This is a genomic window from Prosthecobacter debontii (genome assembly GCF_900167535.1).
In the GTDB taxonomy this organism is placed as follows: Bacteria; Verrucomicrobiota; Verrucomicrobiia; order Verrucomicrobiales; family Verrucomicrobiaceae; genus Prosthecobacter; species Prosthecobacter debontii.
Genome location: NZ_FUYE01000001.1, coordinates 326919 through 347774, shown reverse-complemented (window position 1 = coordinate 347774; position 20856 = coordinate 326919). Strand labels below are relative to the sequence as shown.

General features: G+C 59.7%; 23 protein-coding genes. 10 read left to right on the top strand and 13 right to left on the bottom strand.

The genetic code is table 11. The features are described from left to right. Positions 1 to 140: 140 nt before the first annotated feature. On the top strand, positions 141 to 1823 hold the full coding sequence (ggt, locus tag B5D61_RS01480; RefSeq protein WP_078811721.1) for a gamma-glutamyltransferase: 1683 nt from the start codon (positions 141 to 143) through the stop codon (positions 1821 to 1823). Between the two features lie 5 nt (positions 1824 to 1828). On the opposite strand, the gene B5D61_RS01475 is transcribed toward ggt, so the two are convergent. The 8 genes from B5D61_RS01475 to B5D61_RS01440 form a co-directional block, all read right to left on the bottom strand. Next, positions 1829 to 3292, bottom strand: coding sequence for a sugar transferase (locus tag B5D61_RS01475; protein ID WP_078811519.1), 1464 nt, complete (start codon positions 3290 to 3292; stop codon positions 1829 to 1831). A gap of 81 nt (positions 3293 to 3373) precedes the next feature. Continuing rightward, the gene (locus tag B5D61_RS01470) at positions 3374 to 4549 is read right to left on the bottom strand and encodes a glycosyltransferase (RefSeq protein WP_078811518.1); all 1176 of its coding nucleotides are present in this window, start codon (positions 4547 to 4549) and stop codon (positions 3374 to 3376) included. Positions 4550 to 4564: 15 nt separating this feature from the next. Then, positions 4565 to 5785: an FAD-dependent oxidoreductase gene (locus B5D61_RS01465; protein ID WP_078811517.1), complete on the bottom strand. Its 1221-nt coding sequence runs from the start codon at positions 5783 to 5785 to the stop codon at positions 4565 to 4567. Beyond that, positions 5782 to 6036, bottom strand: coding sequence for an acyl carrier protein (locus tag B5D61_RS01460; protein WP_078811516.1), 255 nt, complete (start codon positions 6034 to 6036; stop codon positions 5782 to 5784). The genes B5D61_RS01465 and B5D61_RS01460 overlap by 4 nt, the downstream gene beginning before the upstream one ends. A gap of 36 nt (positions 6037 to 6072) precedes the next feature. Next, entirely contained in the window at positions 6073 to 6837 is a 765-nt protein-coding gene (locus B5D61_RS01455; RefSeq protein ID WP_078811515.1) for a PEP-CTERM sorting domain-containing protein, read from the bottom strand. Between the two features lie 103 nt (positions 6838 to 6940). Next, a complete protein-coding gene (locus B5D61_RS01450; protein WP_078811514.1) occupies positions 6941 to 7708 on the bottom strand; it encodes a PEP-CTERM sorting domain-containing protein in 768 nt (255 codons plus the stop codon). Positions 7709 to 7809: 101 nt separating this feature from the next. Then, positions 7810 to 8835, bottom strand: a complete 1026-nt coding sequence (gene queG / locus B5D61_RS01445) for a tRNA epoxyqueuosine(34) reductase QueG (protein WP_078811513.1) — start codon at positions 8833 to 8835, stop codon at positions 7810 to 7812. 10 nt (positions 8836 to 8845) lie between these two features. After that, positions 8846 to 9208 (bottom strand): ArsR/SmtB family transcription factor, encoded by a 363-nt coding sequence (locus B5D61_RS01440; RefSeq protein ID WP_078811512.1) that lies wholly within the window; start codon positions 9206 to 9208, stop codon positions 8846 to 8848. A gap of 87 nt (positions 9209 to 9295) precedes the next feature. Here B5D61_RS01440 and B5D61_RS01435 point away from each other — a divergent pair, with 87 nt between their 5' ends. The 9 genes from B5D61_RS01435 to murC all read left to right on the top strand — a co-directional run bounded on the left by B5D61_RS01435 (position 9296) and on the right by murC (position 16442). Continuing rightward, positions 9296 to 9853, top strand: a complete 558-nt coding sequence (locus tag B5D61_RS01435) for a rhodanese-like domain-containing protein (protein ID WP_078811511.1) — start codon at positions 9296 to 9298, stop codon at positions 9851 to 9853. 26 nt (positions 9854 to 9879) lie between these two features. Continuing rightward, entirely contained in the window at positions 9880 to 11325 is a 1446-nt protein-coding gene (locus B5D61_RS01430; protein ID WP_078811510.1) for an MBL fold metallo-hydrolase, read from the top strand. 16 nt (positions 11326 to 11341) lie between these two features. Beyond that, a complete protein-coding gene (locus B5D61_RS01425) occupies positions 11342 to 11845 on the top strand; it encodes a DsrE family protein (RefSeq protein WP_176159163.1) in 504 nt (167 codons plus the stop codon). Positions 11846 to 11857: 12 nt separating this feature from the next. After that, positions 11858 to 12391: a rhodanese-like domain-containing protein gene (locus B5D61_RS01420; protein ID WP_078811508.1), complete on the top strand. Its 534-nt coding sequence runs from the start codon at positions 11858 to 11860 to the stop codon at positions 12389 to 12391. Continuing rightward, positions 12388 to 13140 carry a sulfite exporter TauE/SafE family protein gene (locus B5D61_RS01415; protein ID WP_078811507.1) on the top strand — a complete coding sequence of 251 codons (753 nt, stop codon included), beginning with the start codon at positions 12388 to 12390 and terminating at the stop codon, positions 13138 to 13140. The genes B5D61_RS01420 and B5D61_RS01415 overlap by 4 nt, the downstream gene beginning before the upstream one ends. An 11-nt stretch (positions 13141 to 13151) precedes the next feature. Next, entirely contained in the window at positions 13152 to 13463 is a 312-nt protein-coding gene (locus B5D61_RS01410; protein ID WP_078811506.1) for a Smr/MutS family protein, read from the top strand. A 34-nt stretch (positions 13464 to 13497) separates the two neighbouring features. After that, positions 13498 to 13767 (top strand): ribbon-helix-helix domain-containing protein, encoded by a 270-nt coding sequence (locus tag B5D61_RS01405; protein WP_078811505.1) that lies wholly within the window; start codon positions 13498 to 13500, stop codon positions 13765 to 13767. Then, the gene (locus tag B5D61_RS01400; protein WP_078811504.1) at positions 13757 to 13981 is read left to right on the top strand and encodes a type II toxin-antitoxin system RelE/ParE family toxin; all 225 of its coding nucleotides are present in this window, start codon (positions 13757 to 13759) and stop codon (positions 13979 to 13981) included. The genes B5D61_RS01405 and B5D61_RS01400 overlap by 11 nt, the downstream gene beginning before the upstream one ends. Positions 13982 to 14135: 154 nt before the next feature. Then, a complete protein-coding gene (gene murC / locus B5D61_RS01395; RefSeq protein WP_078811503.1) occupies positions 14136 to 16442 on the top strand; it encodes a UDP-N-acetylmuramate--L-alanine ligase in 2307 nt (768 codons plus the stop codon). Positions 16443 to 16682: 240 nt separating this feature from the next. Here murC and tnpA read toward each other — a convergent pair whose 3' ends face one another. The 5 genes from tnpA to B5D61_RS01370 all read right to left on the bottom strand — a co-directional run bounded on the left by tnpA (position 16683) and on the right by B5D61_RS01370 (position 20836). Next, complete coding sequence (gene tnpA / locus B5D61_RS01390) at positions 16683 to 17129, bottom strand: IS200/IS605 family transposase (protein ID WP_078811502.1); 447 nt, start codon at positions 17127 to 17129, stop codon at positions 16683 to 16685. A gap of 328 nt (positions 17130 to 17457) precedes the next feature. Next, complete coding sequence (locus tag B5D61_RS01385) at positions 17458 to 17931, bottom strand: helix-turn-helix domain-containing protein (RefSeq protein ID WP_217698871.1); 474 nt, start codon at positions 17929 to 17931, stop codon at positions 17458 to 17460. A 13-nt stretch (positions 17932 to 17944) separates the two neighbouring features. Further along, a complete protein-coding gene (locus B5D61_RS01380; RefSeq protein ID WP_078811501.1) occupies positions 17945 to 18232 on the bottom strand; it encodes a type II toxin-antitoxin system HigB family toxin in 288 nt (95 codons plus the stop codon). 329 nt (positions 18233 to 18561) lie between these two features. Continuing rightward, positions 18562 to 19773, bottom strand: coding sequence for a homoserine O-acetyltransferase MetX (metX, locus tag B5D61_RS01375; RefSeq protein ID WP_078811500.1), 1212 nt, complete (start codon positions 19771 to 19773; stop codon positions 18562 to 18564). A 43-nt stretch (positions 19774 to 19816) separates the two neighbouring features. Next, positions 19817 to 20836: an A/G-specific adenine glycosylase gene (locus tag B5D61_RS01370; RefSeq protein ID WP_078811499.1), complete on the bottom strand. Its 1020-nt coding sequence runs from the start codon at positions 20834 to 20836 to the stop codon at positions 19817 to 19819. Between the last annotated feature and the right edge of the window lie 20 nt (positions 20837 to 20856).

Below are 20856 nucleotides of genomic sequence, written 5' to 3'. Positions count from 1 at the left end.
GAAACTTCGTTTTAACAAAAAGTTGAGACTTTGGTCAATTCCCAAATGTGATGTCTTCTCACCCGGGGCTAGGTCGGATGAATCCGTCATTTTTTCCGTGAAAACCCTACCCTGGGCCTGCTAGCATCCGAAGCGTGAAAATGATCGTTTTACTCCCTTTTGCCTGCGGACTTGGCTATTCCAGCATCGCTCAAACTGCGCCTCCGGAGGCCGAAGCAGGATTTTCCAAATTCGCCGTCGCCACGGTCCATCCCCTGGCCTCTGACGCCGCCCATGCCGCCTATGCCCGTGGCGGCAACGCCGTGGATGCCGCCGTGGCTGCGGCTCTCACCCTCGGCGTGGTGGATGGCCACAACTCCGGCATCGGAGGAGGCTGCTTCCTGGTCATCCGGGCTGCGGATGGCAGCCTCACAGCCATTGATGGACGTGAAACGGCCCCGGCCAAAGCCCATCGCGACATGTATCTCATCGGAGGAAAACTGGACGATGAAGCCAGTAAAACAGGGGCCCTCGCCCCCGCTGTGCCTGGGGCGCTCCGAGCCTATGAACTGGCGCTGAAAAAGCACGGTCGCCTTTCCCTCGCAGATCTCCTGCGCCCAGCGGCAGATCTCGCCGAGAAAGGTTTTCCCATTGATGAAGTCTATGCCCGGAAACTGAAAGCCACCGCCGAGAAGCTGCGCCGCTTTCCCAGCTCAGCCGCCCTCTTTCTCAAGCCCGACGGCAGTCCCTGGCAAGAAGGTGAAACCCTGGTCCAGACGGATCTGGCCAAAACTTACCGAGCCCTGGCCGACCAAGGTTTGGATTGGTTTTATGGCGGTCCCTTCGCTCAGCAGACGGAGGCCTGGATGAAGGAAAACGGTGGCCTGCTCTCGACCGCTGATTTCTCTGGCTACCGGGCGATCGAGCGGGAGCCGATCCGCGCCAGCTACCGTGGCTACGATCTCGTCTGCATGCCGCCCCCCAGCAGTGGCGGTGTTCATGTGGCGCAGATCCTGAACATTCTGGAGCAGTTCCCCGTCCGCCATTTCAAGGCGAGCAGTCGGATTCACGTGGTCACCGAAGCCATGAAACTGGCCTTCGCTGACCGTGCCCACTGGCTCGGTGATCCTGATTTTGTGCCCGTGCCTCGCGGTCTGGTGACGCAGGAATACGCTCGTGAGCTGGCGGCCAAGATTGATCTCGACCACACCACAGCGGTGCCAGCCCACGGCATGCCGCCCCACTGGGAGGGCGACGTCTTTGGCAAGCACACCACCCATCTGTGCACGGCCGATGCCGAGGGCAATTGGGTGGCGCTCAATCAAACGATCAACACGGCTTTCGGCAGCAAGGTGGTGATTCCCGGCACCGGGGTGCTCCTCAACAATGAGATGGATGACTTCGCCGTGCAGCCCGGGGTGCCAAACGCCTTCAAACTCGTGGGAGCAGAGGCCAATGCCATCGCTCCTGGCAAACGCCCCCTCTCCAGCATGAGCCCCACCCTGGTCTTCAAGGATGGGCAGCCGATCCTGACCGTGGGGGCGGCCGGAGGCCCAACCATCATCACCCAGACCTTGCTTTTGATCAGCCATGTCATCGATGACGGCATGGGCCCGAATGCGGCGCTGAAAGAACCGCGCTTTCATCATCAATGGAACCCGGATGAGCTGAAGATCGAAAGCCAGGTGCCGGCCGAGGTTTTGCAACAACTGGAACAGATGGGACACCAACTGGCCCCCAGCCCGAGTTTCGGAGCCTGCCAAGCCATCCTGAAAGACACCCAGCGAAACCTGCTCATTCCCGCCCACGATCCACGCGTGCCAGGGAAAGCCTCAGGACAATAAATGCATCACGCCGCGACATCCTTCTGCGCCACCGCTGGGCTCATGATCGGGATGGACGAAGTTTTGCTCGTCGGCGTCGCGAGATAACGAGGACGCTGAGCTTCCTTCTTCATACCTCCGATCAGCACCACGCGAACGGTATCCAGAAGGATGAGGAGGTCAAAAACCACCCCCGCATGCTTGAGGTAGTAAAGGTCGTATTCCAGCTTGCAGCGGGCATCATCCGTGGTGGAGCCGTAAGGGTAGGACACCTGGGCCCACCCCGTGAGCCCTGGGAGAATCATATGACGCTCCTCGTAGAAGGACAACTCCTGCTTTAGAGCATCGACAAACGCAGGCTGCTCAGGGCGCGGGCCGACGAAGGACATGTCTCCACGCAGGATGTTGAAGAGCTGCGGGATCTCATCGATGCGGTATTGGCGCAGCAATTTACCACCGGGGAACACGCGAGGGTCCTTGGTACCGGAAGACCACTGCGGTCCGTTTTTCTCCGCATCCGTGCGCATGGAGCGCAGCTTGAAAATCTTGAACTTTTTCCCAAACCGTCCCACCCGCTCCTGGGTGAAAAACAGCGGACCTTCCGGCGAGAAAAACTTCACGAGCAGAATACCGGCAAGCAAGAAGGGCGAAAGCGCCACCAGCAGCCCGAGGGATGTCAGGATATCGAAAGCCCGCTTGAGCTTGCTGAAATAAAAGTCACGCGGAGCGCTCTCCAAGTGCATCAACCATTCATTGGTCACCAGATGCAGAGGAACATACTGAAGATAGTGCTCACACAGGCTGATGAAGGGCACACAGGTCACACCGGAATACCGGAGCTGGCGTAAAAACGGCCTCGCATAAGGGTCCGTCAGACGCCAATCCGCGAACACGATGCGATCAATCTTATGCCTCTGGATGATGATGGGCGCATGCTTGAGGCGCCCGAGAACATCATCCGCACGCTCATTGTCCTTCACCGTCAGCCTTCCCACGATCTCGATGCCACGAGGTTTCAGCTCCTTAAGCGTTTCGTATTCCTCCAATTCGTTCGGGGTCTCCGCCACAAAGGCGACCCGCTCTGGGGCAAAGCGATGTTTATTGAACATCAGCCAGTGATGGAAGATGACCGTGGGATAAGCCGCGCAGAGGCCCAAAAACATGAACCCACGCCCCACTCGGGTGCCGAAATCCACATACCCGACCACAATCACTGCTAAGAATGCAATCGTGAACGCCAGGGTAGTGAGCAAACCGTGGGCAAAGAACCTTGAACGCCCGCGTGATTCCACCGAATACAAACCCATGATGTAACTGGACATCATCAGGGCCACCGCACCGACAGAAATCGGGGCGATGTAATGCTCCAACCGCCAGAACTCATGAAAACGCACGTAATTGGCCAACAGAAAACCAAGTGCGAACGTCAAACCGTCACGGCCAGCGCGCCGGGCGATTGACATCCAATGGCTTGTTCCGGGAAGAAGCATGAGCGGGAGAAAGGGAGGCTAAAAGCCGAGTTCTAGTGAAAGTTACCCTAAATGGGGGCAGCAGTTACAGATAGTAGGGTTTCAGTTACCGATTTTTTGGCGAAGTGCAAACAAGTGTTTCCAATATGCGCCCGCACATTGAGGCCACGAAAAGGGGCGGGTGTAGGCGGACAAGGTTTGTTCATCCGGTGGATTCAAGAGAGCTTCCTTGAGGGCCTGGACATATGGGGCCACGACACGTTCCTGGACCAGAAAACCGCCTCTCGGTGAGGGCTGGGTGATCTCTGATATGCCGCCGACATGCGTGGTCACAAGGGGTCTGCCGCTGGCGAAGCTCTCCAGCAAGACATTGGGGACCCCCTCGTTATGACTCGATAAGCACACAGCATCCACAGCGCGCATATACTGTGCCACCTCCGCGGGACCTTTCCTGCCTGCAAAGGTGACATTCACGTCACCCAAACCCGAGGATTGGCAGAGGCTGCGCATTTCCCCTTCCAAAGGACCACTGCCGATGAGCACCAAATGCAACGGCAGTTCCTCGTGCAGGGCCGCTGCCGACTGGATCAAGAGATCAAGGCCTTTCACCGGCAGGAAGTTGCCGACAAAAAGAAGGATTTTAGGACCGAGAGGCAAACCTAGGTATTTTCGTGAAGCCACCTTATCCCCGGGGCGAAAGGTTTCGATATCCACCCCATTGTAAACCGTGCTGACGTGATCCGCAGCCGCCCCGGCCCGCAGGAGGCGCTGGCGCAGGTCTTCACTGCGGGTGATCACATGCGCCCGCTGGCAGAGAGAAAGGATCGCCCGCCGCCGCATGGGCAGGTTCAGATACTGATGCACATCCGATCCCTGAGCCACGGTCAAAAGCGGCACCCCTTTCAGCTCTGGCACTCGATGGACGCCACAAGCATCGGGAAAAAGCCAGGGCACCAGGAGCGCATCCGGTTTCCACCCGGCAGGAAGTGACTTCAAGGCCCGTCGGACCGCCAGCGCATAGAGCCGGTCATTCATGCCACCGAACTTCGGCACATAAGGCGTCCAGTGATACGAGGGATGCAACGCCTCGTCTCCCGGTCGCGGTTTCAACCCACAGGCTTTGCCGGTCCAAAATCCGTGACCTGGGCGCAGGCACAGCACGCGGATGTCCAGAGCCGGGTCCAAGGCTCTCAGAGCATGCAGAAGAGTGACGTTATCCAACCCTCGCCAAGCTTGGGTTGTATCAGGAAAGAGATTCGTCAGACAAAGCAAGCGCATACGCACAAGCCAATGTCAGCGACCCTGCACAAAGTCCACTGCCAACTTTCCTGCGGCCTGACCTGTGGCCATGCACGTGCCCATGACACGCACGGAGGCCAGGGCCTCATGATCAGCGGATACACAGCGACCGGCAAAGAAGAGACCCGGCACCTCACGACGCTGCAAACAACGCGCCGGGATACCCGCAGGTTTGGCTTCATCGAAATAACGGAACTTGGGCCCCCTGGCATTCTCACGCTTCTCCATGGGCCAGCCTGCCAGCGCGATTTCATCTTCAAAGCGACGGTTTCCGGCCAGATCATCCCCCGTGAGCACATAGTCTCCCACATAACGCGCTGTTTCACGGATGCCCGCCTTCGTGGGGAGTAAAGGCGGCGCGCAGTGCTGGAAATCAGGGTGCTGAGCCCGCAGAAACTTCCACAGAGATAGAGCCACCTCTCGCCCTTCCTGCTCCATTCGAGCACGCTTCACGGGATCGAACGGGTCCCAGTCTCCCTGCCCGGCTTCCAGATCCACGGTCAGAAAGGTTTCCCCAGCAAAAGGGGAATCGCGAAACGCCGCGCCCATCGCCGCCTGAGGAAGAACGCCATCACGGATCGCCCGAAAAATCATCCCCCCGGTCTGCAAACGCCAGGCATCATCATGCACCCCAGCAATGCCATGAAAGGCACTGATGTAGGCGGGCCGATACAGCCTCGCCCCTTCCGTTTGCTCACACCATTGCGGATTCATCAGGCGGGCTCCGGTGGCATCTCCAGTGGTGTCCACCAGAGCCTTGCTGCTGAGGGTGCGTGCTGCCCCGCGTGTAATGACCTCAAGCTCCCAGCCCGATGCCGTTTGTTTCAAACCCGTCCACTCTGTGCCACTCAAGACGGCCAACATGGACTCGGCGCGGCAGAGTTCATCCGCCATCTGCGCATACAAAGAAGGGTGCTGACGCAGCACATACACTTTCCCCATCAGGTCGGGTGCCTCCTGCCCCGTGCGGATCATCATCTCCTGCCCGACCTCCGTGGCGATGCCTGGATTCAACCAAGCCCAGGGCTGAGTGACATCGGGATGGAATAAACCACAGAAGGTATGCACCAGCGCACAGGTGCCCATGCCTCCGAGTTTCGTCTGCCTCTCCAGCAACAGCGTGCGAGCACCGCCGCGTGCCGAGGCGAGCGCTGCCGCGAGACCGGCACTGCCACCGCCTGCCACGATCACCTCCACCTCAGTCTCCCAGCTCATGCAGCACTGCGGTTAGGATGCGAGAGCCACTGGGCTAAGACGGTGGGCGTGGCAAAGTGATTGCGCGTCATCTGGGCAGGATCGATGCGCACCTTGAACTCGCTCTCCAGATGCAGCATCAGTTGCATCATGGCCAGGGAATCGAGGCCGCAGGCAAAGAGATCGGACTCGGGCGTCAGCGGCTCATCGGCTTCCACGATATGATGATGCACAATCAAGCCGATGACGGCATGAGGGGAAATGTCAGACATGCTCTTACATTGGAAAGCCAAGGCTGGAGAGCAAGTTTATCCGCGTCGTCTTCTACCAAAGACAGCGAAGGCACCGAGCAGGAGAAAGAGTAGGCGGGAGGGCTCGGGGGCTACGACGAAGTCCACGGACTCGTAGTAGGCGCTGCGGGTGGGGATGACGGAGCTCTGGCCATTGTTGTCACCCCAATACACCAGATTGCTCCCGGCGGAGGCGGAGGCACCGTTGTAATCGGACTGCCAGACCTCGCCATCGATGTAGATGGTCACACGCGCCGTGCCGGGGTCATACACCAGCCGGTAATCATGATACCCCGCTGCCAAAGTTCGGGTGCCTGCGGCCGATCCTGCGGCGGTGACCCGAGTATTGCCGGAGGCATCTCGACCGAACATCAAGGCCCAATACCGACGCCCGGCCCCTTCCGTGGCGGCAAAGCCTAACCAAGTATTGCTATCCACGCCCCAAGCGATCCCGGAGGTCGGGTCATCGGTGGGCACGCTGATCGTAGCGGAGAGCTCCCAACCGGAAGTCATCACCGTGTCAAGGGTGGTGGCATTCATCGTCCTAAAGTAATACAGGCCCGTGCCGCCGCTGCTGTTGCCAGGGTCGGTGACCCGCCACACGGCGGTGCCATCATCATCATAAGCGGCTCCGGTGACGGTCGTCGTCGCGGTGCTGCGTGACCACCCTTCCGTGGTGGGATCGGTGGAGCCGTTATGACTGAAGAGAAGTGTGGCGGCGAAGGCGGATGAGAGGGGAGCTAGCCAGAGGGCTAAAACCCAGGACAAAAGGGGGGATTTCATCGCTGGCTCTATTGAGCAATGGCCAAGCCAACGGAGCCAGATGTTCAGGCACTGACATGCCCTGAATCCATACTTTCTTGCCTGCACTTTCTTCGGAGTGCATTCACTTTTTCCGCCGTCTGCCGCCTAGGGCCAGCAGGCCCAGCCCTAGCAGCAGCAGGCGGGAGGGCTCAGGCGCGATGGTGAATTGCACCGATTCATAATAGGCACTGCGGGGAGTGATGGCACTGCTCTGCGCGCTATTGTCCCCCCAATAGACGGAATTCGATCCCGTGCCGGTGGTGAGGCCATTGAAATCGGATTTCCACAACTCCCCATCCACATACACGCTCACCAGCTTGGTGACCGGGTCATAGACCATGCTGTAATCATAATAGCCTGGGGCCAGGGTCTTGGAAGCACCGCCCACGTAACCATTGATCGAAACGATCGTATCCCCATTGGCGGCACGCCCGAAAACCAACCCCCAGTATCGACGGACACCGGGGCTTTCGTTGACGATGATGCCTAACCAGGTATTGCCATTCGTCGGCCAGGCGATGTTTGAGTTCGGATCGTCGGTAGGGATGCTGATGGTGGCGGAAAGCTCCCAGCCCGAGGTCATCGCCGTGTCCAGCACGGTGGAGTTCATCGTGGCTGAGTAATACAGCCCGGTGCCCCCTGACGCATTGCCGGGGTCATACACCTTCCAGACCGGCGTGCCATCGTCATCATAGGCACTGCCCACCACGGTGGTCGTGGTGTAGTTACGGGTCCAGCCTTCCGTCGTCGGGTCGGTGGAGCCCTGATGACTGAAAAGAACGGTGGCCGCCGAGGCGGTGAGAGGAGCCAGCCACAGTGCCAGCCCCAGTGATAAAAGGGGGGATTTCATCACTGGCCTTACTGAGCAGTGGCTAGGCCAAAAGAGCGACGGGTATCCGCTCAGACCTGCTGGATACTGATACTTTCTTGAGCTTGGCCTTAGCTTTCGCCTCAGCCTAACCGCTCACGGATTTCCGCCAGGGCCCACTGGGCATGCTCGGCGATCAAGGGATGCTCATCCTGGGCGGCGGCCTCCAGCGCAGGCACATCCGCCTGCGTGCCCACATTGCCGAGGGCCACGCAGACATTGCGCAGGAACGCGGGGCGCTTGATGCGCTTGATGGGAGACTTGGCAAACAAGGCGCGAAAGCCATCGTCATCGAGGCTTAAAAAATCGCGCAACTTTTGGTTAAACACACTCTCCCTTGCTTGAAAAGTAGCCTCATGGGAAACCTGCGCGAACTTGTTCCAGGGGCAGGCCTTGAGGCAATCATCGCAGCCGTAGATGCGATCTCCGAGAGCCCGGCGAAATTCGGGCGGGATGGGGCCTTTACTCTCGATGGTGAGGTAGCTCACGCAGCGGCGGGCATCCATGCGCCGTGGGGCGGTGATGGCCTGGGTGGGGCAGGCGTCGATGCAGCGGGTGCATTTGCCACAGAGATCCTTGGCCGGGGTATCCACGGGGAAGTCCAGCGTGCTGATGAGCTCCGCCAGGAAGAACCAAGTGCCCAGCTCCCGGTGGATCTGCATGGTGCTCTTCCCTCCCCAGCCGAGCCCGGCCTCACTGGCAAAGTCACGCTCCAGAACCGGCCCGGTATCCACGTAATAGCGCTGCGTGCCGCCATGACTGATGAGGAAGGCATCCAGCTCCTTCAGCTTCTTTTGAATGAGGTCGTGGTAATCTTCATTCCACGCATAACGTGCGATGCGATAGCCACCGGCAGCGGTGGCGGGAGCCTGGCCTTGGTAGTAGTTCATCGCCAGCACGATGACGGTCTTCGCCCCTGGCTGCACGATGCAGGGGTCGGTGCGTCGGTCCAGGTTCTTGGCCATCCAGGCCATGTCGCCATACTTCCCCTCGGCCACCCATTGCTCGAAGATTTCCCTCCGAGCCGCCGGTTTGGCCGGGGCGATGCGGCAGTCGGCAAAACCCAGTTCACGGGTCTTGGCGATGAGCAGCTCTTTCAGATCAGACATCACAGGGCGATCAGATTTTGGGATCGAAGGCCAGCGCACGCGCTTTCGCCTCCATCTCCTCCCGCAATCTCCGGCACATCATTTCACAAAGCTCATTGACCACGGGATCGGCAATGTAGCACCAGGTGGAGAGGCCCTCTTTACGCATGCCGATCATGCCCGACTCCCGCAGCACCGCTAGGTGCTTGGAGACGTTGGCTTGGCCGGAGCCCGAGGCCTCCACGAGCTGCCCCACGGTGTGCTCCTGCTGCATCAGCAGATTCAGCAGCTTCAGCCGCATGGGCTCTGAAAGCGCCCGGAACCTCAGCGCGATCAGCTCCAGAGCCGTATCGGACAACACAGGTTTCGGTTCAGGATTTTTCTTTTTAGGCATGCGGTAATTTTATTTGCTATATCGCCATATAGCAATATAGTTTCTTCAGTGATTGAAGAAAAAGTAATCCTTTAACCCCGTCTCGCAATGCAAACTACCACCTCCCCTGCTGAGTTGAATGAACGCTTTTCCCACGGTGCCTGCCAGCTCATCGATGTGCGTGAACCTGTGGAACACGCGGAAATGTATATCCCCGGCGCTCGCCTGATCCCCCTGGGTGAGCTGGAAAAGCGCGCCTCGGAGATCGCCAAAGATCGGCCCGTGGTCATCCACTGCCGCAGTGGCAAGCGCGGTGAACAAGCCTTGTCCAAACTGAAGGCGCTCGGTTTCCCCCAGGTGGAGAACCTCACCGGCGGCATTCTCGCCTGGAAGGAAGCCGGGTTGCCGGTGAAGTCGAGCTCCCAAAAGGTCTTCCCGCTCATGCAGCAGGTGCAGCTCATCATCGGTGCCGGGGTCTGGCTGGGGGTCATCCTCGCCCTCACCGTGCATCCTTACTGGGCGTTCCTGTGTGCCTTCTTCGCCTCCGGTCTGCTGCTGGCCGGTAGCACGGGCTGGTGTGGCCTGGCCATCCTGCTTTCCAAGATGCCTTGGAACCGAGTCGAAGGTCAGGCGTGCTGCACACCGAAAAACTGTGCCGTTAACTGATGTCTCACCGCTAAGCCCCCACGACCATGTTTCTCCGACAAATCACCGACGCTGCCCTGGCGCAGAATGCTTACCTCATCGGCTGTCAACGCACCGGGGAGGCCGTCATCGTGGACCCCGAGCGGGATGTGGACCGCTACCTGCGGTTGGCGGCGGAAAACGACCTGCGCATCACCGCCGTGGCGGAGACCCACATCCACGCCGACTACCTCAGTGGCGCGCGGGAATTGGTCGAGCGCCACGGGGTGAAAGCCTACCTGTCCCGCGAAGGTGGCCCGGACTGGCAGTTCGAGTGGGCGCAGGGCCACCTGAACGCCCGTTTCCTGAGCGATGGGGACTCTTTCAAAGTGGGAAACATCGAGCTGAAGGCCGTCCACTCCCCAGGGCACACGCCGGAGCACCTCAGCTTTCTCATCGTCGATCACGGCAGTGGTGCCACGGAGCCCATGGGCCTGCTGAGTGGGGACTTCATCTTCGTCGGGGATGTGGGTCGGCCGGATCTGCTGGAGAGTGCCGCGGGGCAGGCCGGGGTCATGGAGCCCAGCGCCCGCACGCTGTATGCCAGCCTCAGAGCCGCCTCCGCGCTGCCCGAGCATCTGCAGATCCTGCCTGCCCATGGGGCTGGCAGTGCCTGTGGTAAGGCCCTGGGTGCCGTGCCCACCAGCGTGATGGGCTACGAGCGGCGCTTCAACGCTGCCTTTAAAGAGGCCCTGACCGAGTCCGAAGACACCTTCGTCAAAGACATCCTGGCAGGCCAGCCCGCACCGCCCCTCTACTTCGCCCGCATGAAGCAGGACAACAAGAAAGGACCGGCTCTGTTACCCCAAGGTCGGCTCCCCCGGCCCAAGCACTTTTCCAGATCTGAAGTACGGCTGTTTTTAGCCAATCCCGCCAACGTGGTGCTGGACCTGAGATCCAACCGCCAGCCGTTCATGCAGCGGCATTTGGCCGGGGCACTCCTGGCACCGTTGGCCGGTGGAAAGCTACCCATCGCGGCGGGATCGTATGTAGCGGAAGACGCCGCTCTGCTGCTGGTGGTGAATGATGAAAGCGAGGTGGTGGAAGCCGTGCGGCAGCTCATCCGTATCGGCCTGGATCACGTGGTGGGCTGGATCACCGTGGCCGAGGCCCTGCATAGCGAGGATGACCTGATCCAGACGCAGGCCTTCATCACCACAGCCCAGCTTTATGATGCGCTCCAAGCGCAGACCTCCGCCCAGGTCCTGGATGTGCGCGGGGCCGATGAATATGCCGAACGTCATGTGCAGGGCGCGCTCAACATCCCTTACACCCGCCTCGCCGCACGGCTGGCTGAGCTGCCTCGCGACACCCGCCTGTATGTCCACTGCGGCAGCGGGCTGAGAGCCAGCCTCGCCACCGCCTACCTGGCCCGCGAGGGGTTCGATGCCGTGCTGGTGGATGGGAGCTTCGGACAAATCGCTGCCTCGCTCAAAACCCCGGCTCAAGCCTAACTTACTTTCACATCGCATGAATCGAAACACCTTCATCGCCTTTGGCTGCCTCCTGCTCGCCACCCCCGGCCTCCACGCGGCGGATGCCGAGACGCCAGTCATCCCCCTCCAGGTGCGGGAGAACCTGAAGATCGTCTATCAAGTCACCGAGGATCTGTCCTATGAAGGCGTGAACAAAGGCCTCTTCTATGCTCGCAAGCTGATCAACACCTATGACAAGCAGGGCATCTCGCCCAATCAAGTGGACCTGCATTTGGTCTTCCATGGCACCGGTCTGAATGCCGTGGTCCAAGCCGGAGCGCGTGAGCGGCTGAAAGCGGAGAAAGCCGAAAACCCCAATGGCGAGATCCTGGCGGAGCTGATCCGACGCGGGGTGCAGATCGAGCTGTGTGAAAACACCATGCAGCAAAAAGGCGTGAAACCCACGGAGCTGATGCCGGGGGTCAAGCTCGTCGTCGGGGCCTTCCCTCGATTGGTGGATCTGCAATTGCAGGGCTACGCCTACATCAAATTCGAATAAACGCTTTTTGTTATGCCACTCTGGAGCAAGATCACCCTGGGTCTCCTGGCTGCGACATTGGTCGCCGGGTTCCTGCTCTGGTGGCTGATGGATCATCGCCGAGGCACCGCCTGGGCCATCTCCGTGGTGCGAGATCGGTTTCCTGATGTGCGCCACATCTCCTCAGCCGATCTCCAACGATGGTTAAGCGATGCCTCGCGTCAGCCCCCCATCGTCATCGATGCACGCTCTGCCGAGGAAAACGCCGTCAGCCATCTTCCGGAAGCGCTCCATCTGGATGTCGAGTCGGTAACGGATGAAACTTTGCAGCGTCTCGACCCGTCCCGCTCTTACGTCACTTATTGTTCGGCCGGATATCGCGCCTGCCAGCTCGCCCGTCGCCTGCACAGCCTCGGCATCGCAGACGTTGCCAATCTGGAAGGTGGCATCTTTACCTGGGCCAATGAGGGGCACCCCGTCGTTCAGGGAGAGCGACCCGTGACGGCGGTGCACCCTTACCATTCCCTGTTCTCCCGGATGCTGAAGCCTGAACGCCGCCAGCCATGAACACACTCTTAACCCTCATCGGTGCTTCCTTGATCGGCCTGTCGCTCGGCCTCACCGGCGCAGGTGGCAGCATCATCACCCTGCCGGTGCTGGTTTATCTGGCCGCCATCCCCGCCCGCGAGGCCGTGGGCATGAGTTTGTTCGTGGTCGGCGCTGCCGCTTTGGCCGGAGCCATTCAGCGCGTCCGCGCCGGTGATTTTCATCCCTCCGCCGCCCTCATGTTTTCCCTCTCCGGGATGGCGGGTGCCACGCTTGGCGCTAGGCTGACCCCACTGCTACCTGCGGCGGTGCTGATGATGCTCTTTGCCCTGCTGATGCTCGGGGTCGCCCTGAAGATGCTGCTCAGCTCCGGGCGGGAGCCCGTGGTGCCTGCGGAGTGTCGGCCCGCCCGCTGCCTCCTGGCCGGGTTCGGGGTGGGCGTGCTCACGGGGTTCATCGGGGTGGGGGGAGGTTTCCTCCTGGTGCCCGCGCTGATCCAGTTCGCCCGACTGCCGGTGCGGACCGCCACCGGGACCTCCCTGGCCATCATCGCCTTCAATTCCGCCGCCGGTTTCCTCAGCCATCTCCACGATGCCCCGCTGCGCTGGCCGCTCATGCTCCTTTTTGCCGGTCTCGCTGTCGCGGGCACCTGGATCGGCAGCCTGTTTGCGAAACGCCTCCCCGTGCGGCGTCTCCAGCAGACCTTTGCCGTGTTGGTTCTTTGCACCGGCAGCTATGTGCTGTGGCAAAACTTCCATTCCATGACTTAGTTTGTTCAACCATGGAGGAAGAGCCTGTCCACATCCCCATCACCGACGAGCTGGATCTGCACACCTTCCGCCCGAATGAGGTCGGTGATCTCCTGGTGGACTACCTCACCGAATGCCAAAAGCTAGGCATCCTGAACGTGCGCATCATCCACGGCAAAGGCACCGGCACCCTTCGCACCGGCGTGCACGCCGCCCTGGCGAAAATGGAGATCGTCCAGGAAATCCGCTGGCCCGCCGGGGAACGCTCCGGCGGCTGGGGCGCGACCTGGGTGGAACTGCGGGCAGGACCTTCCGAGGAGGTGCCTTCCGTCCCACAGAATTGACATTTTGTGGGACGGGGCCTAGATTGGCTTCATTATGGCAGCAGGTGTCAATGTGCGATTCGCAGGTGAACTTCAAAACTTCATCCAGGAGAGGGTTTTGAAATCTGGTCTGTATAGCTCCACAAGCGAATACATCCGTGACCTCGTCCGGCGCGACTACGATAAGGAAGAGCAGCGTAAATGGGCTTGGCTTCGAAACGAACTTCGAGCCGGTGCCGTCGCTGATGAATCGGAGTTTGTCCCTCTGGACGCGGAGACTCTGATTTCAAAAGCCAAAAAGCGCAATAAGGCCAATGCCCGCTAAAATTTACCCCAGCGCTGAAGAGCGTATCCTGGAGATCTGGGACTATTCCAAAGAGCAATGGGGTGAAAAGCAGACCAACGCTTATGTGAGTGAACTCGTCGCTGAAATCGAGAGGGTCGCCGGACAAAGACATCGCTGGAGGCCTTTCCTGGACGACGAGCTGACCGGGGGCTATTTTTTTTCGTTATCGGCATCACTACATCTTCTTTCGTGAGTTACCCAAAAAGCGCCTCGGTGTCATCAGCGTGCTGCATGAAAAGATGGATATCCCCGCACGGCTGAAAGCAGATGCCGATTTGGCTGGCTGAAACGCATTCCTTTGCGTGTGCATTTGCTCGATCTGAAAGCTGCGCTTAGCTTTGCTGCTCATGTCCCACGCCGTCCTCAGCCTCCTCAAAGAAAGCCGTCACCCCATGCGCATTGACCTCATCGGCGTGGCCGGATCGGGCATGAGTGGGCTGGCCTCCCTGCTGCTGGCGCTGGGGCACAAGGTCAGCGGCTCGGACAAGGTGACGACCCTGGAGACGGATCGCCTGGTGAAGCTGGGCCTGCAGTTCTTTTCCCCACACTCCGAAAAGGAGGTGGAGGACTGCGACATGGTCATTTACTCCAGCGCCATCAAACCCGGAAACGTGGCCTATGAGGCGGCTTACAAGCAGGGCATCCCCCTGGTGCGCCGGGCCGAGGCTCTGGCCGCAGTGATGGCGAATAAAAAAGGCGTGGTCGTGGGCGGCACGCATGGCAAGACCACCACCTCCGCGCTGACCGCCCACGTGCTGCGCCAAGGCGGGCTGAAACCCAGCCACTATGTGGGGGCGGAAATCCCGATCCTGGGAGCCAATGCGCATTGGGATCACGAAGGTGAACTGTTCGTGGCCGAAGGAGATGAAAGTGATGGCACTCTGGTGAACTTCCATCCCCAGCACTCCATCATCCTCAACATCGAACCCGAGCACCTGGACTTTTACGATGGCATCGAGGCCATCAAGGCGGTGTTTCGCCAGCTCCTTTCTCAAACCCCAGGCTATTGGGTGCATTGCGCCGAGGACCCGGTCGCTCGTGAAGTGTGCAGCGGCCCTCAGGGGGTGAGCTACGGATGGTCTCGCGACTTCGATTTCTCGGCGAATATCTTGGCCATGAAGCCGGATCATTCCGACTTCGAAGTGTATCAAAAGGATACTTTGTTAGGCATCGCCACTCTGGGCATTCCGGGTAAGCACAATGTTTCCAATGCCCTGGCTGCCATCGCCCTGGCGACGAAGCTGGGCGTGCCGTTTGAAAACATCCAACGCGCCCTCAAGAGCTTTCGTGGAGCCAAGCGCCGGTTTGAAATCCGCCACAGTGGTGAGCGCTTCACGGTGGTGGATGACTACGGGCATCACCCCAGCGAAATCGCCGCCACCCTGGCCACGGCCAAGGGGCTGGCACCTCAGCGCATCGTCTGCCTGTTCCAGCCACACCGTTACAGCCGCACCCAGCTTCTGAAAAAAGAGTTCGGTGCCAGCTTTGGCGATGTGGACGAACTCTTTGTGACCGATGTCTATGCCGCCAGTGAAAAACCTCTGCCCGGCGTCAGCGGCGAAACCATCGTCGAAGAAGTCAAAGCCCAGTCCGCCACCAAGGCCCAATCCACTCCCACCCTCCTGCTGTCTCGTGACAAGGTCGGCAACACCCTGCGTCCAGGAGATCTGCTCATCACCTTAGGCGCGGGCAATGTCCATGAAGTGGGACGCTGCATCGCCCGCGATCTGCCGGTGCTGGAAAAGCTGTGGACGCTGCTCGAAGCCCACGGCGGTGGGGTGGCTCGCCTCTATGAGCCCATGGCACGTCACACCACCTTCCTCATCGGTGGCCCGGCTCAGTATTGGATCGAGCCTCGCAGCATCGAGGGTTTCGCCCAGATCGTGCGTTACCTGCGCGCCCACTCCGTGCCCATTCGTGTGATCGGTCGTGGTTCCAATCTCTTGGTCAAAGATGGTGGCATTCGCGGTGCCGTGCTCCATCCGTCCAAGGGTGAGTTTGAAGACGTCCGAGTCGAGGGTGAAACCCTCATCGTCGGCGTCGGCACTCGCTTGAAAAAGATCGCCAGTGCCGCCCGCAATGCCGGTCTGGGTGGCTTCGAATGGATGGAAGGCGTGCCTGGAAATCTGGGTGGTGCCATCCGCATGAATGCTGGCGCCATGGGCACGGAAACCTTCGACCAAATCGTCAGCGTGCGCTTCATCGATACCGATGGCCAGATCAAAGAGAAGCCCCTGGCCGAGATCCAGCATCATTACCGCAGCGTGCCGGAGTTTGAGGAGCGCTACATCGTCTCTGCCGTGCTCAAAGGCACGCCTGCGGATCAGGCCGAGATTGATACCAAACTCGCCGCTTCCCATCAGAAACGCCGCACCAGTCAACCCGTGGGCGCCAGCGCCGGCTGCGCGTTTAAAAACCCCGAGGTGTGTGGAGCCGGTAAGCTCATCGACGACCTCGGCCTCAAAGGCCGCAGCGTCGGCAAAGCCATCGTTTCCGACATCCACGGCAACTTCATCGTCAACAGCGGCGGTGCCACCGCCCGTCAGGTGCTCGACCTCGTCGCCGAAATCCAAGAAGTGGCCCAACGCGAACGCGGCGTGCAGCTCGAGATGGAAGTGAAGGTGATCGGGGAAGATCAGCCGATGGGGTTGTAAATGAGTTCTTGAGGTTGTCTGGAAGTCTCCTGAACAGGTGCCTCTTGTCAGGAGGCTAGCCATTAGCGGGGGCCCCTGCGTCCTCCATCATGACACCAGTGTGCCTCCTGGAGGGAGGCGAGACATTAGCCGGGGGTGCAGCGAGGCACGAGCGGAACCCCCGGACACCGCGAGCGATCGACGCCCGTAGCACCGCGTCCTGAAGGGACGCGAGAAAGGTCCATGCCCCATGACCTCATCTCACCACAAATAAGCCTCGTTATACGCCACCAGACCGCGTTTCAGCATCGCCACATATTCTTCCTGGAAGGTCTTCACCCGATGATGCTCCTCCTGGTTTAATACATACTGACGCACGGTCTCCAGCTTGGACGCGCTGACGGTAAAGCCGCCGTAACCATCCTGCCAGGCAAAGCCCGCCATCCGCAGCTCACGGTGAATCCAGGCGGAGGATTCGCTCTTGATCTCACGCATCACATCCGCCAGGCAATGGGTAGCACGCAATCCGGCAAACACATGCACATGATCCCCTGTGCCGCCGACTGCGTGGGCGATGCCGTTCAGGCCCCGCAAGGTGCCTCCGATGTATTCATGCACGCGATCTCGATCCGTAGGGGAAAGCCAGGGCTCGCGATTCTTTGTGCTGAAAACCAGATGGTAATGCAGAGATAGATGCGTGGATGGCATCGTGCAGTGTCTCCGTCCATCGGCGATGCGCAACGGGAGAACGTAGCTGGCTGTGGAATGGGGATGACGGAGAAGTCGGAGACGAGGGGGGTGACAGGCACCTTTCTCGCGTCCCTCCAGGACGCTTGATCCGCGCATGCACGCTCTCGTGTTCGCAAATCCTGGGGTTACGCTCGTGCCTCGCTTCACCGCCCGGCTAATCTCTCACGTCCTTCCAGGACGACGGGGAGGGTCCTTCCCCATTCGTAATATACACACCACATCCACATTCTCCCCTTCTTTGTCCAACGAGACAGGAGCCCCTAGCTCATGAGGCTGTGATCTAGTCTCACAGCGCTTTGCTCTGAACCCGGCGCTTCTTGGACATCGCAGTCGCTTTTTTCTGTCGCAAGACAACGGAGCGCCTCGGCTTCGCTGGTCGCGAGCTTGGATTGGAAGCCGTTCCCATCACCAACGGTTCAAGGGGCAAACCCAGTTGGACATGAAGATTGCGAATCATGGGAAGTGTGAGCGCACGCTTGCCATTCAAGACCTCCGAGACACGGCTGGGAGACCCGAGATAGCTCGCCATTTCTCCCTTCGTCAGACCCCGTTGTTCCATGACGAATGCAATCAGTTCCGCCGGTGTCGGAGAACCGAGATCGTGATGTTTCTTTTCATAAGCTTCAATGAGCTCTGCCAAGACTTCCAGTTCATCCGACTCAGAAGAAGAAGGGGATGGGTCCAATTGCATCAGTTCAGAAACCCGTTTCATGGCTTTCTGGTGATCGGCTCGGGTATGGATAGGAAAGATGTTCATCATCAAAGAAAAGGATTCAGTCCCATTTTTTCTTGTCGTATTCCGCGTGGGTGCCGATCCATAGAACCTGCATCACGCCCTGTCTGTAAGCGACCACGGTGACGAGACGATAATCGTTGCCTTTGATATCAAAGATGACGCGATTACGGCTCAACACATCAGCCGAGCGAAAGTGATTTCGAATGTCTTGAAATGATTTCCATTCGGCAGCCTCGACAATTTTCACCCATGACCTGAGAGGCTTGAGTGAACTCGCGTGCCGTTTAGCGAAATTGTCCAGAATGTCGCGGCCAACCAGTTTCATGAGACGCCTCTATTTTAAGCGCCTCTGAGCCCATGAAAAGAACAAATTTCCCAAAATGGGAAATGCATCGTTTAGCAAACCTCACTCCACCTCCAGCACCGTCGTCTCCCCATCCAGGCTGCCTTTTCCAGCGGCCTTCTTGGTTCTGGAAGCATCCTGAATAGGTGCCTCCTGGAGGGAGGCGAGACATTAGCCGGGGTGACTTGAGCGAAGCGAAATGAACCCCCGGGCACCACGCCCGATACACACCCGCAGCGCCGCGTCCTGGAGGGACGCGAGAAAGGTCCGCTCCATCCAGCAGACGCCGCCATCCACGTATCCTCAACGTTTCACTCCACCTCCAGCACCGTCGTCTCTCCATCCAGGCTGCCTTTTTTCCAGCGGCCTTCCAGGGTATAAACAAGGTGGGGGGTGTAGAGTTCGGGTTCCAGCAGGAAGGAGTCATGGCCCTTGCCAGAGTGCACGGTGATGTGCATGGAGGAGGTCTTGGCCTTCTCCAGGGCCAGGACCATCTCAGCCTGCTCTTCGGGGTAGAAGCAGAAGTCCGAGTCGATGCTGAAGACGAGGTAATGATGCCCGGCGGCGGTGCTGCGGGCAAAGAGCTGCTCGTAGTTCTCCACGCCCGCATCGCGCAGCGGATCGTAGCGCAGCCACATGTTGATGATGCGGAGGTAGCTGTTGGCATCGAAGCGCTTCACGAACTTCTTGCCCTGATAAAGCATGTAGCTCTCCACATTGTGCCCCACCTGATACCAGGAGAGGTGACCATTGGCCTGGCTGACGGTGGAGCTGGCGCGTTTTTCAATGGCATCCAGGTGCACGAAGGTCTTGTGCGAAATCATGCGCGCCAGGGCCAGGCCGTATTCGGGGGCCTCACCCTCGTAATAATCACCGCCATTGAAATGCGGGTCGTTCTCGATGGCCATGACCTGCTCAAACAGGGTCAAGCGCGACAGCACCGTGGTGCGCAATCCCGTGGCCACCGGCATGACGATGCGCACACGCTCGGGAAACACCGTGGCTAGATTCAGGGCGAGCAAACCACCGATGCTGGTGCCGATGACCGCATGCAGTTGCTCGATGCCGAGATGATCCAGGAGCGCGATTTGGCTCTTCACCACGTCGATCGACAGGACGGCGGGGAAGCTGCTGCCATAGGGTTTTCCCGTGGCCGGATTGATGGAGGCCGGTCCACTACTGCCGTAGCAGCCGCCCAGGTAATTGGCACAGATGACGCAGTAGCGATTGGTATCCAGCGCCTTGCCGGGGCCGACAAACATATCCCACCAGCCGGCCTTCACATCCTCCGTCCAGCGTTCGCCCACGCCGTCCACCTCTTCGGTGCGGCCTGCGGCGTGTTGGCTGCCTGAGAGGGCGTGGAAAAGCAGGATGGCATTGCTCTTTTTGGCGTTCAGCTTGCCATACATTTCATAGGCCAGGGTGATGCCAGGGAGCGATTCACCGCTGGCAAAGACGAACGGTTCAGCTTCGGAACCGAGCTGAAAGAACTGGGTGGTGGTTTTCCCCGGGCCTTTTGACATGAGGGGTGCAACTAACAGCAGGATACCGCCGCTTCAAGATGTTCTAACCCTCCAGGCGGAAAGCGGCATGCTGCAGCAGCTTGTCCAAAGCCTTGCGGTAGGGGCTGGGCATGGCGGTTTTAGCCAGGGCGGCCAGGGGGATAAATTGATGGGACTCCGGCCATGCGAGGCTCTCCAGTGGGGCCTCATGCACCCAGAGCGTGACCTTGTAGCGCGTGATGCCATAGGAGGTCTTCATCAGCACCGGAGGCAAGGCCGCCTCGCCCGTCGCGGGCAGGGCCGGGAGCTTCCACAGGCCGGTTCGGCGTGAGCCGGTCTCCTGCTCCAGGAGGATCCCCTGCCCCGTCTGCACAAACACGACCCGCTCCGTCACCTCGGTGATCTCAGTGCGATTGCCTTTCACCGGTAGAGACTCGGGCTCGGTCGCGCGGCAGTGTTTTTTCACCGGACATTCAGCACACAGCGGCTGCCGGGGTTTACACACGGTCTGGCCCAGCTCCATGAGGGCGGAGTTCAGCGCGCGCGGATCCTCGGTCGCCTGCACCAGTTCCGTCGCGCGCTCCCACAGGCGTTTGCTGCCGACGGCGGAGTCCACGGGGGTGGCGTCATTATCCAGTCGAGACAGCACCCGGGCCACATTGCCATCCACGATGGGCTCGGCGAGGCCAAAGGCAAAGCTGGCGATGGCCCCCGCGGTGTAGGGACCGATGCCGGGGAGAGCCCGAATGGCGGCGGGCTCGGTGGGAAACACCCCTCCATGCTCACTCTGGATCACCTGAGCCAGCTTTTGCAGGTTCCGCGCCCGGCGGTAGTAACCCAGCCCTTCCCAGGTCTTCAGCACCTCACTTTCAGGAGCTCGGGCCAGGGTTGCGAAATCCGGATAACGCTCCAGCCAACGGGCATAATAACCGCGATCCAGGACCGTGCTGATCTGCGTCTGCTGGAGCATGATCTCGGAGACCAAGATCGCATACGGATCACGGGTTCTCCGCCAGGGATAGTCGCGACCGACCTGATGAAACCAAGTAACGAAATCAGCAGAGAGAGAAGCGGCAGACACCATGAGAAAACGAAACGAATGCT

What these genes read in the sequence shown, in the direction of transcription:
- ggt (WP_078811721.1), top strand. Translation starts at nt 141, where the DNA reads ATGATCGTTTTACTCCCTTTTGCCTGCGGACTTGGCTATTCCAGCATC.
- B5D61_RS01475 (WP_078811519.1), bottom strand. Translation starts at nt 3,292, where the DNA reads ATGCTTCTTCCCGGAACAAGCCATTGGATGTCAATCGCCCGGCGCGCT.
- B5D61_RS01470 (WP_078811518.1), bottom strand. Translation starts at nt 4,549, where the DNA reads ATGCGCTTGCTTTGTCTGACGAATCTCTTTCCTGATACAACCCAAGCT.
- B5D61_RS01465 (WP_078811517.1), bottom strand. Translation starts at nt 5,785, where the DNA reads ATGAGCTGGGAGACTGAGGTGGAGGTGATCGTGGCAGGCGGTGGCAGT.
- B5D61_RS01460 (WP_078811516.1), bottom strand. Translation starts at nt 6,036, where the DNA reads ATGTCTGACATTTCCCCTCATGCCGTCATCGGCTTGATTGTGCATCAT.
- B5D61_RS01455 (WP_078811515.1), bottom strand. Translation starts at nt 6,837, where the DNA reads ATGAAATCCCCCCTTTTGTCCTGGGTTTTAGCCCTCTGGCTAGCTCCC.
- B5D61_RS01450 (WP_078811514.1), bottom strand. Translation starts at nt 7,708, where the DNA reads ATGAAATCCCCCCTTTTATCACTGGGGCTGGCACTGTGGCTGGCTCCT.
- queG (WP_078811513.1), bottom strand. Translation starts at nt 8,835, where the DNA reads ATGTCTGATCTGAAAGAGCTGCTCATCGCCAAGACCCGTGAACTGGGT.
- B5D61_RS01440 (WP_078811512.1), bottom strand. Translation starts at nt 9,208, where the DNA reads ATGCCTAAAAAGAAAAATCCTGAACCGAAACCTGTGTTGTCCGATACG.
- B5D61_RS01435 (WP_078811511.1), top strand. Translation starts at nt 9,296, where the DNA reads ATGCAAACTACCACCTCCCCTGCTGAGTTGAATGAACGCTTTTCCCAC.
- B5D61_RS01430 (WP_078811510.1), top strand. Translation starts at nt 9,880, where the DNA reads ATGTTTCTCCGACAAATCACCGACGCTGCCCTGGCGCAGAATGCTTAC.
- B5D61_RS01425 (WP_176159163.1), top strand. Translation starts at nt 11,342, where the DNA reads ATGAATCGAAACACCTTCATCGCCTTTGGCTGCCTCCTGCTCGCCACC.
- B5D61_RS01420 (WP_078811508.1), top strand. Translation starts at nt 11,858, where the DNA reads ATGCCACTCTGGAGCAAGATCACCCTGGGTCTCCTGGCTGCGACATTG.
- B5D61_RS01415 (WP_078811507.1), top strand. Translation starts at nt 12,388, where the DNA reads ATGAACACACTCTTAACCCTCATCGGTGCTTCCTTGATCGGCCTGTCG.
- B5D61_RS01410 (WP_078811506.1), top strand. Translation starts at nt 13,152, where the DNA reads ATGGAGGAAGAGCCTGTCCACATCCCCATCACCGACGAGCTGGATCTG.
- B5D61_RS01405 (WP_078811505.1), top strand. Translation starts at nt 13,498, where the DNA reads ATGGCAGCAGGTGTCAATGTGCGATTCGCAGGTGAACTTCAAAACTTC.
- B5D61_RS01400 (WP_078811504.1), top strand. Translation starts at nt 13,757, where the DNA reads ATGCCCGCTAAAATTTACCCCAGCGCTGAAGAGCGTATCCTGGAGATC.
- murC (WP_078811503.1), top strand. Translation starts at nt 14,136, where the DNA reads ATGTCCCACGCCGTCCTCAGCCTCCTCAAAGAAAGCCGTCACCCCATG.
- tnpA (WP_078811502.1), bottom strand. Translation starts at nt 17,129, where the DNA reads ATGCCATCCACGCATCTATCTCTGCATTACCATCTGGTTTTCAGCACA.
- B5D61_RS01385 (WP_217698871.1), bottom strand. Translation starts at nt 17,931, where the DNA reads ATGATGAACATCTTTCCTATCCATACCCGAGCCGATCACCAGAAAGCC.
- B5D61_RS01380 (WP_078811501.1), bottom strand. Translation starts at nt 18,232, where the DNA reads ATGAAACTGGTTGGCCGCGACATTCTGGACAATTTCGCTAAACGGCAC.
- metX (WP_078811500.1), bottom strand. Translation starts at nt 19,773, where the DNA reads ATGTCAAAAGGCCCGGGGAAAACCACCACCCAGTTCTTTCAGCTCGGT.
- B5D61_RS01370 (WP_078811499.1), bottom strand. Translation starts at nt 20,836, where the DNA reads ATGGTGTCTGCCGCTTCTCTCTCTGCTGATTTCGTTACTTGGTTTCAT.